We start from the raw sequence: 11781 nt of genomic DNA, 5'->3' as shown, positions 1-11781 counted from the left end.
CGTCAAAGCATCGGCTTGTAGCCGATATGGCTGCCGACGTGGCCGGTGGAGCAGCGATCGCCGGAAGGGCAAGGGCAGCTACTACCGCCGAAACTGCGTCAGAAACGTCCGCAAGGAATCGTGCGGGCTCTCGACATCCGAAATCACCCAGCCGTCGGGACCATTGACGACGATGAAGTTGAGCGTGACGGCGCGGCCTTCATTGTCGAATGTCACCGTCACGTCGGCCTTGTCGAACTGCCGGCGCGGGATTGCGATCGAGATCGGGCCGAGCCGCCAGGTCGGGCTCTGCACCAGAAAATCGTAGGGCGCATCGTGCAGCGCGGTCCAGGCACCGCGCAGGGTGGGATCGAAGAATCGGCGAGCCGTTTCCTCGTCGCGCGGCAGGCCGTTGGAATATTCGGCGCTGCCTCGCCCATAATGGGCGTAGACATTGCGGATCAGGGATTCCGGCGAACGGAACCCGGCACAGGCTGTGGCGGAGGCGAAAACCACCGCAACCAGCGAAAAACCCGCAAGGAATTTGCCGCGTCCCATCAGCTTTATTTGCCGTTGCCCCTGACATATCTTGCAGGGAAATCCCTATGAACGAAAGCTACCCGGCGCGATGCGCGAACTTTTCGACGATGTCCCAGAACAATCTCCGTTCGATCCGCAGGAGGCGGTGCGGCGCCACATCCGCACGCCCCAGCGCAAGCGGTTCTACACCAGCGCCGGCGTCGCCGAGGCCGATGGCGGATTTTCGATCACGCTCGACGGCAAGCCGATCCGCACGCCGTCCGGCAAGCCGATCGCGGTGCCGACGCGGGCCATTGCGGACACGGTGGCGGCGGAATGGAATGCGCAGCGCGAGACCATCGATCCCATGACCATGCCGCTGACGCGGCTTGCCAACAGCGTGATCGAGGGGGTGATCGATCGCATCGACGAGGTCGCCGACGATGCGGCCAAGTTCCTCGGCAGCGACCTCTTGTTCTACCGGGCCGGCCATCCAGAGACGCTGGTGGCGCGCGAGGCCCAGCACTGGGATCCGATCCTGTTCTGGGCCGCCGACGCGCTCGGCGCCCATTTCGTGATGGCCGAGGGGGTGATGCATGTCGGCCAGCCCGAGCCTGCGATCAAGGCGGCGCGGGCGGCGTTCCCGACCGACCCATGGTCGGTCGCGGCGCTCCATGTGGTGACGACGCTGACCGGCTCGGCGCTGCTGGCGCTGGCGCTCGCCCATGGCGTCCGCGACGAGGACCAGGTCTGGGCCGCCGCCCATGTCGACGAGGACTGGAACATCGAGAAATGGGGCGTCGACGAGGAGGTCGCCGTCCGCCGCGCCGCCCGCCAGCTCGATTTCAAGGCCGCCGCCGGCGTGCTCAGGGAGCTCAAGCCGGCCGCCGGTTAACGAGGGGTTTACGGCGCCGGGCTAGCCTGCGGCACGTTCCTCGCGCAGGGCCGAGACCTCCGACATGGCACTCGCCATCAATCCCGTGCTGCCGGTGCTCGCCTCGACGGAGGCGGACGGCGTTGCGCCGGACCTCACGCTTGAGGCCGGCAGCGTCGTCAATGCGCAGGTGCTGAAAGTGCTGTCCGCCGATCTGGTGCGGATCGCGATCGCGAGCCTGTCGATCGACGTCCAGACCGAGGTGCCGCTGCAGCAGGGCCAGAACCTGCAGCTCGCAGTGTCGCAGACCAATGGCGGCATCCGCCTGCAGCTGGTCGGGCCGGGGCCGGACACCGGCGATGCCGTACGGCTGTCGCCGGCAGCGGCCAACGCCACCGATGCCGCCCAGCCGGTCGCCACGGCACCGAAGGCTGTATTGACGCCGCTGGAGCGCGTCACCATCACCGCGACGGCGCAGACCGCGGCGGCGGTGCAGGGAAGCCAGGCGCCGCTGTTCGCCAATCTCGCCGCGGTCGCCTCGGCCAATCTGCCGCCGAAGCTGCAGGCCGCGATCGCGCAGGTGCTGGCGCAGCAGACCGGTCTCGACGAGAATTTGAGCGGCGATGCGGTCAAGACCGGCTTGCAGAAATCCGGCCTGCTGTTCGAGGCGACGGTGGCGGCGGGCATTGCGCCCGCGAGCGGCAGCGCGCCCGATCTAAAGGCCGCGCTGATCGTGCTGCGCCAGGCGCTGACCTCGCTTGGTACCGCTGATGCCGGCAGGCCCGCGTCCGCCACACCGCTCCAGCAACCGGCGCAGGCCAGCGCCGCGACGGCGCCGAGCCTCATGCCATCCGGCACGCCAGACCTCGACGTTCAGGAGATCCTGCTGCCGCAGGCCCGCCTGCCGGTCGCCGAGGATGTCAGCCGCGGCACCGCAGGGCTCGCAGGAGCACTCGCGGATGCGCTCGATGCCGGCCCGTCCTCCGGCGGCGCGCTCAATCTCATTCAGCAAGCGCTGCACGAACTCGGCAACCCCGCACGGCAAGGCGCCGCGCCGAGGGAGATGCTGCCGGGCGAGGTGCCGGTACGCGGCAACACACCGCCACCGCCGTTTCACGGTGCGCTGCCGTCGGCGCAGGCCGTCGCCGAGCCGTCGATCGCCCCAAACGCGCCACTCGCGACCGCCGCGCATCGCCTGCTGGAAAACACCGACGCCGCGCTGGCGCGGCAGACGCTGCTGCAGGTCGCCTCGCTGCCAGACCGCGGCGACGCTACGCGGCCGCAGCTCGACGCCATGCTGCCGCGCTGGAATTTCGAGATCCCGTTCCTGACCCCGCAGGGCACGGCGATGGCGCAGTTCGAGATTTCCCGCGACGGCGGCGGTAATGAGGTCGAAGCCGCCAAGCGGGTGTGGCGCGCGCGCTTCACGCTCGATGTCGAGCCGGCCGGCCCGGTGCACGCGCTGGTGTCGCTGAACGGCGAGCGCACCTCGGTGCGGATGTGGGCCGAGCGTCCCTCGACCGCCGCGCAACTGCGCGCCGGCGCTTCCGAGCTGAGCCGGGCGCTGACCAGGGCCGAGCTCACGCCCGGCGACATCGAGATCCGCGACGGCAGCCCGCCGCAACCCGCACCCGCCCGCGCCGGCCATTTCCTGGACCGCGCATCATGAGCGAGGCCAACAACCAGCTCGCGGTCGCGCTGCATTACGACCACGCCGGTGCGCCGCGCGTGGTGGCAAAAGGCAAGGGCGCAATCGGCGCCAAGATCATCGAGGTCGCCAAGGCCAACGACATCCCGATCGAGGAGAACGAGGTGTTGGCCGGCGCGCTCTCCAATGTCGAGCTCGGCGACGAGATTCCGGCCGAGCTCTACAAGGCCGTCGCCGAGGTGCTGGTGTTCGTGCTGCGGATGTCGGGCCGGGCGCGCTAGCGGGCGCGTTTTCGAGCGAAGCGGGCACCGGTTCGCGTGAAGAAAACGCGACAGACAAGTGAGTCTTCTTGCCATCCTTTCACCACGATGGCATCCACCATCGTCGTCAATGCGAACCTGCCCAGGACTTGTCGTGATCCATCGCCGCCATGCGCTCGGTCTGCTTGCTGCCGCTACGATCCTGCCATCGCGCAGCTTCGCCAACGTGTCCTACCAGCGCAGCGAGTTTCGCGAGGAGCTGCAAAAGCGGTTCTTCGAGCTCGGCACCGAGGGCACCTTCGTCGGCTACAAGGTCGAGGACTATCTGATCATCGCCAGCGACAAGGTCCGCTCGGGCGAGGGCAGGCTGCCGGCCTCGACCTTCAAGATCCCGAACGCGCTGATCGCGCTCGAGACGGGGGTGGTGCAGGACCCCGACAAGGACGTCTTCAAGTGGGACGGCACAACCCGCAGCATCGAGGCCTGGAACAAGGATCACACGCTGCGCTCCGCGCTCGCGGTGTCGGCCTTTCCGGTGTTCCAGGAGATCGCCCGCCGCATCGGCGAGGAGCGGATGAAGAAATATCTCGAGATCATCGACTACGGCAACCGCGACATCGGCGGCGGCATCGACCAGTTCTGGGTGACCGGCAATTTGCGGATCGATCCGGTGCAGCAGATCGATTTCCTCGACCGGCTGCGCCGCGGCGTGCTGCCGGTCGACAAGCGCAGCCAGCAGCTGGTGTGCGACATTCTCCCGGTGACGAAAGTCGGCGACGCCGTCATTCGCGCCAAGACCGGCCTCACCGACAAGGAGCACGGCTCGCTCGGCTGGCTGGTCGGCTGGGCCGAGAAGGGCACCGACATCACGGTGTTCGCGATGAACATGGACTGCAAGACGCAGGCGCAGACCGATGCGCGGATGAGCGTCACGCAGCAATGCCTCACCGATATCGTCGCGCTGTGATGACCTGATCTGCGTGTTCATCGCTGGCTGGCGCTACGTAGCTCGACTAGCATCCTCCGATAAAATCAAGCGGAGGAATCATGCATTCAGCAACAGTCTGGCTCTCGTCGCTCACGCTGGCCGCGGCCGGCGGCTGGCTCGCGGCGACGGTGTTCTCGGTGCCGGCCACCAGCAAGGAGCCGCGCTTCCCGCAGCTCACGATGGAGCAGCTCAGCGACCTGCAAAAACCGCTCGGCGAGCAGATCATGAAGGTGTCGAGCGTCGGCATCGGCGGTCCCTACAATCCGATGATCCGGAGCCCGGTGCTCGGCCAGCGGCTCTACGATCTGTTCTATTATCTGCGCTGGCAGACCTCGGTGCCGACACGGCTGAACGAGTTCGCGATCCTGATCATCGGCCGGCAGTGGCGCTCGCAGGTCGAGTGGTTCGCGCACGCGCCGCTCGCCGCCAAGGCCGGCCTGCCACCCGACGTCATCGCGGAGCTCAAGGCCGGCAACCGGCCGTCGAAGATGGCCGACGACGAGGCGGTCGTGTACGACTTCGTCACCGAGCTGACCACGACCAAGAAGGTCTCCGACGAGACCTATGCGCGGGCCAAGAAGATTTTCAACGATCAGCAGATCGTCGACCTCACCGCGGTCGCCGGCAATTACGTGATGGTGGCGATGATCCTGGCGATGGCGGAGGAGACCGTGCCGCCTGGCAAGGAGGAGCCGTTCAAGGTTGGTGAGAAGTAGGGGCGGCGCGGACTCCGTTCACCTCGCCCCGCGTGCGGGGAGAGGTCGGAACGCATCGCAGATGCGTTCCGGGTGAGGGGACTCTCCTCAGGCACAGCTATCACCGTGCAAGAGGAAGCAGCCCCTCACCCCAACCCTCTCCCCGTAAGAACGGGAGAGGGAGTAGGGCGCCGTCGCTATTGGCGCCCGATCGCTCGCTGCAAGGTCGGCATCAGCTTCGGGTCGCGGCATTGCGCGACGTTGAAGCGCATGAAGGCGGCGGCCGTCTGCGAGGCGCTGAACACGTTGCCGGGCGCCAGCACGACATTGTCCGTTAGCGCCAGCCGCGCCACGTCGGCGGAGTCGCACCCGTCGGGCAGATGGCACCACAGATAGAAGCCGCCGCGCGGCATCAGCCAGGGTGTGACGCCGATGCGCTGCAGTTTGTCGCCGACGTCGCGGCGGGCGCGGGCAAGGCGCCGGCGCAGCTCCTCAACATGCTTGCGATAGAAACCGCTCGACAGCACGCCGGCGATGATCTCGGTGGCGACCGCGCTCGGGCCGCCGAAACCGGTCGCGACCTGGAGATCGACGAGATCCTCGATCCAGTCCGCCCGCGCGGCGATGAAGCCGCAGCGCACCGATGCCGACAGCGTCTTGGAGAAGCTGCCGATCCGGATCACGCGGCTCAGGCCATCGAGCGCGGCGAGCCGCGCCGAAGGCTCCGGCTCGAAGTCCGCAAAGATGTCGTCCTCGACGATGGTGAGATCATGGGCGGTGGCGGCATTCAGCACGCGGTGCGCGGTCTGCGGCGACAGCGTCGCACCGGTCGGATTATGCAGCGCCGAGTTGGTGACATAGAGCCGCGGCCGCTCGGCGGCCAGTGTCGCCTCGAAGCTTGCGACATCGGGGCCCGATGCCGTGTAGGGCACGCTGACGATGCGAACCTGATGCGCGCGCAGCAGCGCCCGGAAATTGAAATAGCAGGGATCGTCGACCAGCACAGTGTCGCCCGGCCGCAGCAGGAAGCGGCAGACGAGGTCGATCGCCTGCGTGCCGGACGCGGTCAGCAAGAGCTGCTCGGGTGGCACCTCGAGGCCCTCGTCGGCAAACCGCGCCATCAGGATCCGACGCAGCGTGAGCGAGCCGCGTGTCGCGCCATAGTCGGAGAGCACGGCGTCGTCGGCCCGCGCGAGGCCGCGCAGCGCGCGCCGCAGCGCCTCGGTCGGCATCCACTCGGCGGGCAGCCAGCCGCAGCCGGGTTTGAGCGCGCCGGTCTCGGCATCAAGCGATTGCCGCGACACCCAGAACGGATCGACTGCGCGGTCGCGTTGCGGCTGGTCCTTGGCGAGCGCGAGCGGCGGCAGGGCCGTGGACGAGACATAGAAGCCGGAGCCGGGCCGGGCGCGGATCAGGCCCTCGGCCACCAGCCGGTCATAGGCTTCGACGACGGTGGAGGGCGAGACGCCCATGGTCGCGGCCAGGCCGCGGATCGAGGGCAGGCGGTCGTCGGCGACCAGCGCGCGGCTCGCCACCTTGGCGCGGATCGCGTTCATCACGTCGGTGGTCCGCGTCGCCTTTGGCGCATCGGATTGCTGTTGCAAGTGTATGCCTACCTTTGCCCATACAGTTTTGCGATATTGTACTGATCTGTAGCTGCCTTGGCGAGCCTCCGCCGGCTATGGTCGGTGCGAGGTCGGACTCGGCTTCACCTCGCCCCGCCTGCGGGGAGAGGTCGGAACGCATCGCCAGATGCGTTCCGGGTGAGGGGGAGTCTCCACGGGTTCGGCCGTTACCGAGTATGCGGGGCGGCCCCTCACCCCAACCCTCTAAGAGCGAGCTTCGCTCGTCTCGGCCCCGCAAGAGCGGGGCGAGGGGGCGCAGTTACGTTTTGGGAAGCAAAGTACGATGGACAAGGCTTCGATCGACGGCTGGGGCAGCGGCCTGCTCGGCGTGATTATCTTCAGCGGCTCGCTGCCGGCGACCCGCGTGGCCGTGGCAGAGTTCTCGCCGCTGTTCTTGACTTCGGCGCGGGCGGCGATCGCGGCGCTGCTCGGCGCCGCGCTGCTTGCGGCGCTGCGGCAGCCCTGGCCGCAGCGCAAGGATCTGGTGTCGCTGACCATCGTCGCACTCGGCGTCGTGATCGGCTTTCCGCTGCTCACCGCGCTCGCGCTCCAGCACATCACCTCGGCGCATTCGATCGTGTTCATCGGGCTGCTGCCGCTGTCGACCGCCGTGTTCGGCGTGCTGCGCGGCGGCGAGCGGCCGCAGCCGCTGTTCTGGCTGTTCTCCTGCATCGGCAGCGCGACGGTCGGCGCGTTCGCCTTGTCGAGCGACGGATCGGCGTCGCTGACCGGCGACCTCCTGATGGTCGCCGCCATCATCGTCTGCGGCCTCGGCTATGCCGAGGGCGCGGCGCTGTCGCGGCGGCTCGGCGGCTGGCAGGTGATCTCCTGGGCGCTGGTGCTCTCAGTGCCCGTGGTGCTCGTGATGACGATCATGACGCTGCCGCCGAGCTGGCAGGGCATCGGCGCGCCGGCCTGGCTCGGGCTCGCTTATGTCTCGATCTTCAGCATGCTGGTCGGTTTCGTGTTCTGGTATCGCGGCCTTGCGATCGGCGGCATCGCCAGCGTCGGCCAATTGCAGCTGCTGCAACCGTTCTTCGGCCTCGCGCTGGCCGGCCTGTTGCTGCACGAGCAGGTGCCGTGGTCGATGATCGTGGCGACCATGCTCGTCGTCGTCTGTGTGGTGTTCGCGCGCCGCTTTGCTTGACGTCTGTCTCTCCTCACGGTGAGGAGCGCGGAACGCGCGTCTCGAACCATGAGGCCACAGGCGGGCCTGCATCCTTCGAGACGCAGCAATCGACGCGCACGCTGTCAATTTGACCGGCCGTGCGTGACGTCAGGAAGCGGGCGCTAGGCGGGCTCCTGCGCTTTCCCGATCCGCCCGAGATGGGTGAAGCCAAAGCCCTTGGAATATTTCAGCCCGTAGCCGAGCGCGCGGTCGATCCCGATATGGGCGAGCCAGATCATCGCGATCGATAGCACCAGCGGCGCCGCGGCGGCAAAGCCCAGCGTCATCAGCGCGACCGGCGCCAGATAGCTGTGGGCGGCGTTGTAGACGATGGCGCCGACCCGCGGGCCGGCGAGATAGGCCGCGAAACTCAAATCCGGCACCAGGAACAGCAGGACATAGACCAGCCACGAGCCCTCCCATTGGGCATAGAGCACGGTCATGCCGAGGAACAGCACGAGGCCCTCCAGCCGGAGCAGGGTGCGCACCCCGCCGGTCGGTGCGCCGGTCTCGACCGTGGCCGTGCTCGTGTCGGTCATCGCCATCTCCCCAGATATCGGAAAATCCTACCGTTTTTGCGCCCGAACCCGTCCACAACCGCCTTTCCGGTTCCGAAATGGCCGTGCTAAGCCATTTCCGAACGAAGCGGACCTCGGCTCGCGCCGGGACGCGGACTGTAGCTAACACGGGCGGAAACAAATGAAAGATATCCTCGATACCCTCGAAGAGCGGCGCGCCGGCGCCAAGCTGGGCGGCGGCGAAAAGCGCATCGAGGCGCAGCACGCCCGCGGCAAGCTGACCGCCCGCGAGCGGATCGAGCTCCTGCTGGACAAGGGCTCGTTCGAGGAATTCGACATGTTCGTCGAGCACCGCTCGATCGAATTCGGCATGGAGAAGACCAGGATCCCCGGCGACGGTGTCGTCACCGGTTGGGGCACGGTCAACGGCCGCAAGACGTTCGTCTTTGCCAAGGATTTTACGGTGTTCGGCGGCTCGCTTTCCGAAACCCACGCGCTGAAAATCACGAAACTGCAGGACATGGCGATGAAGGCGAGGGCGCCGATCATCGGTCTCTATGACGCCGGCGGCGCGCGTATCCAGGAGGGCGTCGCGGCGCTGGCGGGCTATTCCTACGTGTTCCGCCGCAACGTGCAGGCCTCGGGCGTGATCCCGCAGATCTCCGTCATCATGGGCCCCTGCGCCGGCGGCGACGTCTATTCGCCCGCGATGACCGACTTCATCTTCATGGTGAAGAACACCAGCTACATGTTCGTCACCGGCCCCGACGTGGTGAAGACCGTCACCAACGAGGTGGTGACCGCCGAGGAACTCGGCGGCGCCTCGGTGCATGCCACGCGCTCCTCGATCGCCGACGGCGCGTTCGAGAACGACGTCGACGCGCTGCTGCAGATGCGCCGCCTGATCGACTTCCTGCCCTCGAACAACAGCGACGGCGTGCCGGAATGGCCGAGCTTCGACGATATCGGGCGGGTCGACATGTCGCTCGACACGCTGATCCCCGACAATCCGAACAAGCCCTACGACATGAAGGAATTGATCCTGAAGGTCGTCGACGAGGGTGACTTCTTCGAGATCTCGGAGACCTTTGCGAAAAACATCGTCACCGGCTTCGGCCGCATCGCCGGCCGCACCGTCGGCTTCGTCGCCAACCAGCCGATGGTGCTGGCGGGCGTGCTTGACAGCGACGCCTCACGCAAGGCTGCGCGCTTCGTTCGGTTCTGCGATGCTTTCAACATCCCGATCGTCACCTTCGTCGACGTGCCGGGCTTCCTGCCGGGCACCGCGCAGGAATATGGCGGCCTGATCAAGCACGGCGCAAAGCTGCTGTTCGCCTATTCGCAGTGCACGGTGCCGCTCGTCACCATCATCACCCGCAAGGCCTATGGCGGCGCCTTCGACGTCATGGCGTCGAAGGAAATCGGCGCCGACATGAACTACGCCTGGCCGACCGCCCAGATCGCTGTGATGGGTGCCAAGGGCGCGGTCGAGATCATCTTCCGCTCTGACATCGGCGACCCCGACAAGATCGCCGCCCGCACCAAGGAGTACGAGGACCGCTTCCTGTCGCCCTTCATCGCCGCCGAACGCGGCTACATCGACGACGTCATCATGCCGCATTCGACCCGCCGCCGCATCGCGCGGGCGCTGGCGATGCTGAAGGACAAGAAGGTGGAGATCCCCGCGAAGAAGCACGACAATCTGCCGTTGTGAGGAGAGCGTAGGGTGGGTTAGCGCAAGCGTAACCCACGACCTTCGCATGCGCGTCTCCCTTTGTTGCTCTTGTTGTCGTCATTCCGGGGCGCGCGTGAGCGCGAACCCGGAATCTCGAGGTTCCAGGGGCGTACGATCCGTGGCGGGTTGCGGCTTCCACCTTCGCTCACTGCGCTACGCGCGCGGACCCGGTCGCGTAACCGGCCCTGCGAACAGAGAGCTGAGCTCAGCCCCATTCCAACCCTTTACGCTGAAAGGGGCGGACAGTCCGTCACGGCAGGCAGGAGAAACTGGTTGAGGATGGCGTTTGAGATGGCATCGTGGTCGAAGGCGTTCACGACGACCACCAGATCGAGCCCGGGCACGATGAAAAGGCGTTGGCCACCGCTGCCGTACGCGGCGATCCAGATCAGGTCGTGACCGTTCAGCAAGGAACGGCCAAGCCACCAGTGATAACCATAGTAGACGACCACGTGCCCTCCGGCGTTAACCCGCGGCTTGGTCGACTCGGCGATCCACGCGGCGGGCAGGACCTGTCTGCCGTTCCAGCGTCCATCATTCGCGACGAGTTCGCCAAGCTTGGCGACGTCGCGCGGCCGTAGCCGCAATCCGGCAAAGGCCGCGAGTTCGGCACTGCCGGTAAAGCTGAGCCACTCGACATCAGTGATGCCGAGCGGTTCGAACAGCTTGTCTCTGGCAAAAGCATCGATCCGTTGGCCGACGCTCTTGGCAAGGGCCGCAGCCAGGAGGCTGGTGGCGCCGCCGCTATAGTTGAACGATACGCCGGGCGGGAGCGCCATCCGCTGTTGCAGAACATAGCGGTAGGGATCTTTCGCTTCGAGCAGATGCCGTTCGTTGTTCGCCTGACTGTTCCAGCCGCGCGCTTCATCCCACCGTAGACCGTGCGACATGGTGAGCAGGTGCCGGAACGTGATGCGAGCGTTCCTCGTCGTACGAAGATCGGCATATTCGGGGAAATAGTCGATAACAGCGGAATCGAGCGGCGGAAATTGTCCCTTGCCGATGGCCAAGCCGATCAGAAGTGAGGTTTCGCTCTTCGAGATGGAGCGGATGTCGTGCTTCGTTTCCGGCGAAAATTGAACCGGTGCCGACCACTCCATCCACCGCCGCTCCCGGCCGGCGAAATAGCGCTCGAACACAAGCTTGCCGCGCCGTACGATGACAACGGCGTGAACGTTGCGCTTGGGCCATTGTTTGAGAAACGCGTCGAGTCTGGAGAGGCTTTCGGCATCGAAGCCGACCTCGGCGGGAGCCGCAGCGACCCATCCGTCGTCGAGCGTTGAACAGGCTAACATTTGATTTGAGTCCGAATCGGATGACCAAGAGCTAGCGCGCGCCTGAAGCGTAGCGATTTCTTGCGAAAATGAACACGGCGGGTTACGGCTTCCGCCTGACCCGCCCTACAGGTCCGAACCCGATGACCGAAGACGAGCCGACCGACGAGATCTCCGAGATCGAGGCGCAGATCGAGGAGCTTGCCGAGAGCGCCGAGCGCTCCCGGCGGATCATTCTCGGCTCGAAGGTCGCGATCGCAGGCGGGTTCGCGTTGCTGGCCGTCGCGCTGCTCGAGCTGTTGGGCGCCGGTCAGACCGCGGCACTCGGATCGATCGCACTGGTGCTCGGTGGTATCGTGTCGCTCGGCTCGAATGTCAGCACACTGCGGCAGACCGAGGCTGCGATCAGCACCGCCGAGGCGCGCCGCGCGCGTTTGATCGGCAATATCGACCTGCGCCTGGTTCACGACGCGCCGCTGAAACTGATGTGAGGCGCGG

General features: G+C 66.4%; 12 protein-coding genes. 8 read left to right on the top strand and 4 right to left on the bottom strand.

Annotated features, from left to right (window positions below):
* Window positions 1-81 precede the first annotated feature (81 nt).
* The gene (locus ACZBJS_RS01520; protein WP_057015498.1) at window positions 82-537 is read right to left on the bottom strand and encodes a hypothetical protein; all 456 of its coding nucleotides are present in this window, start codon (window positions 535-537) and stop codon (window positions 82-84) included.
* A 70-nt stretch (window positions 538-607) separates the two neighbouring features.
* Between ACZBJS_RS01520 and ACZBJS_RS01515 the strand changes: the two genes are divergently transcribed.
* From ACZBJS_RS01515 to ACZBJS_RS01495, 5 genes are all read left to right on the top strand, one after another.
* Complete coding sequence (locus ACZBJS_RS01515; RefSeq protein WP_057015499.1) at window positions 608-1393, top strand: ATP12 family chaperone protein; 786 nt, start codon at window positions 608-610, stop codon at window positions 1391-1393.
* Window positions 1394-1457: 64 nt separating this feature from the next.
* A complete protein-coding gene (gene fliK / locus ACZBJS_RS01510; RefSeq protein ID WP_463438284.1) occupies window positions 1458-3041 on the top strand; it encodes a flagellar hook-length control protein FliK in 1584 nt (527 codons plus the stop codon).
* A complete protein-coding gene (locus tag ACZBJS_RS01505) occupies window positions 3038-3301 on the top strand; it encodes an EscU/YscU/HrcU family type III secretion system export apparatus switch protein (RefSeq protein ID WP_028335488.1) in 264 nt (87 codons plus the stop codon). Before fliK ends, ACZBJS_RS01505 begins: the two co-directional genes overlap by 4 nt.
* Before the next feature lie 133 nt (window positions 3302-3434).
* Window positions 3435-4247, top strand: coding sequence for a class D beta-lactamase (blaOXA, locus tag ACZBJS_RS01500; protein WP_057015501.1), 813 nt, complete (start codon window positions 3435-3437; stop codon window positions 4245-4247).
* Window positions 4248-4327: 80 nt separating this feature from the next.
* Complete coding sequence (locus ACZBJS_RS01495; RefSeq protein WP_028335490.1) at window positions 4328-4984, top strand: carboxymuconolactone decarboxylase family protein; 657 nt, start codon at window positions 4328-4330, stop codon at window positions 4982-4984.
* A gap of 176 nt (window positions 4985-5160) precedes the next feature.
* On the opposite strand, the gene ACZBJS_RS01490 is transcribed toward ACZBJS_RS01495, so the two are convergent.
* Window positions 5161-6519 (bottom strand): aminotransferase-like domain-containing protein, encoded by a 1359-nt coding sequence (locus ACZBJS_RS01490; protein WP_076831695.1) that lies wholly within the window; start codon window positions 6517-6519, stop codon window positions 5161-5163.
* A 352-nt stretch (window positions 6520-6871) separates the two neighbouring features.
* On the opposite strand from ACZBJS_RS01490, the gene ACZBJS_RS01485 reads away from it, so the two are divergent.
* Window positions 6872-7735, top strand: coding sequence for a DMT family transporter (locus ACZBJS_RS01485; protein ID WP_076831338.1), 864 nt, complete (start codon window positions 6872-6874; stop codon window positions 7733-7735).
* Between the two features lie 143 nt (window positions 7736-7878).
* Here the strand turns inward: ACZBJS_RS01485 and ACZBJS_RS01480 are convergent, their stop codons facing one another.
* Window positions 7879-8295 (bottom strand): DUF4260 domain-containing protein, encoded by a 417-nt coding sequence (locus ACZBJS_RS01480; protein WP_028335494.1) that lies wholly within the window; start codon window positions 8293-8295, stop codon window positions 7879-7881.
* Between the two features lie 160 nt (window positions 8296-8455).
* Here ACZBJS_RS01480 and ACZBJS_RS01475 point away from each other — a divergent pair, with 160 nt between their 5' ends.
* On the top strand, window positions 8456-9988 hold the full coding sequence (locus ACZBJS_RS01475) for an acyl-CoA carboxylase subunit beta (protein ID WP_076831336.1): 1533 nt from the start codon (window positions 8456-8458) through the stop codon (window positions 9986-9988).
* A 245-nt stretch (window positions 9989-10233) separates the two neighbouring features.
* Here ACZBJS_RS01475 and ACZBJS_RS01470 read toward each other — a convergent pair whose 3' ends face one another.
* Window positions 10234-11304: a serine hydrolase domain-containing protein gene (locus ACZBJS_RS01470; RefSeq protein WP_316396726.1), complete on the bottom strand. Its 1071-nt coding sequence runs from the start codon at window positions 11302-11304 to the stop codon at window positions 10234-10236.
* 122 nt (window positions 11305-11426) lie between these two features.
* Here ACZBJS_RS01470 and ACZBJS_RS01465 point away from each other — a divergent pair, with 122 nt between their 5' ends.
* Window positions 11427-11774, top strand: a complete 348-nt coding sequence (locus ACZBJS_RS01465) for a hypothetical protein (protein ID WP_076831330.1) — start codon at window positions 11427-11429, stop codon at window positions 11772-11774.
* Window positions 11775-11781: the final 7 nt, after the last annotated feature.

The sequence above is a fragment of the Bradyrhizobium sp. KZN70725 genome (assembly GCF_055264925.1).
Note: the sequence above shows the minus strand (reverse complement) of the source record. Positions and strands in the feature narration are given on the sequence as shown.

What these genes read in the sequence shown, in the direction of transcription:
- ACZBJS_RS01520 (WP_057015498.1), bottom strand. Translation starts at nt 537, where the DNA reads ATGGGACGCGGCAAATTCCTTGCGGGTTTTTCGCTGGTTGCGGTGGTT.
- ACZBJS_RS01515 (WP_057015499.1), top strand. Translation starts at nt 608, where the DNA reads ATGCGCGAACTTTTCGACGATGTCCCAGAACAATCTCCGTTCGATCCG.
- fliK (WP_463438284.1), top strand. Translation starts at nt 1,458, where the DNA reads ATGGCACTCGCCATCAATCCCGTGCTGCCGGTGCTCGCCTCGACGGAG.
- ACZBJS_RS01505 (WP_028335488.1), top strand. Translation starts at nt 3,038, where the DNA reads ATGAGCGAGGCCAACAACCAGCTCGCGGTCGCGCTGCATTACGACCAC.
- ACZBJS_RS01495 (WP_028335490.1), top strand. Translation starts at nt 4,328, where the DNA reads ATGCATTCAGCAACAGTCTGGCTCTCGTCGCTCACGCTGGCCGCGGCC.
- ACZBJS_RS01490 (WP_076831695.1), bottom strand. Translation starts at nt 6,519, where the DNA reads ATGAACGCGATCCGCGCCAAGGTGGCGAGCCGCGCGCTGGTCGCCGAC.
- ACZBJS_RS01485 (WP_076831338.1), top strand. Translation starts at nt 6,872, where the DNA reads ATGGACAAGGCTTCGATCGACGGCTGGGGCAGCGGCCTGCTCGGCGTG.
- ACZBJS_RS01480 (WP_028335494.1), bottom strand. Translation starts at nt 8,295, where the DNA reads ATGACCGACACGAGCACGGCCACGGTCGAGACCGGCGCACCGACCGGC.
- ACZBJS_RS01475 (WP_076831336.1), top strand. Translation starts at nt 8,456, where the DNA reads ATGAAAGATATCCTCGATACCCTCGAAGAGCGGCGCGCCGGCGCCAAG.
- ACZBJS_RS01470 (WP_316396726.1), bottom strand. Translation starts at nt 11,304, where the DNA reads ATGTTAGCCTGTTCAACGCTCGACGACGGATGGGTCGCTGCGGCTCCC.
- ACZBJS_RS01465 (WP_076831330.1), top strand. Translation starts at nt 11,427, where the DNA reads ATGACCGAAGACGAGCCGACCGACGAGATCTCCGAGATCGAGGCGCAG.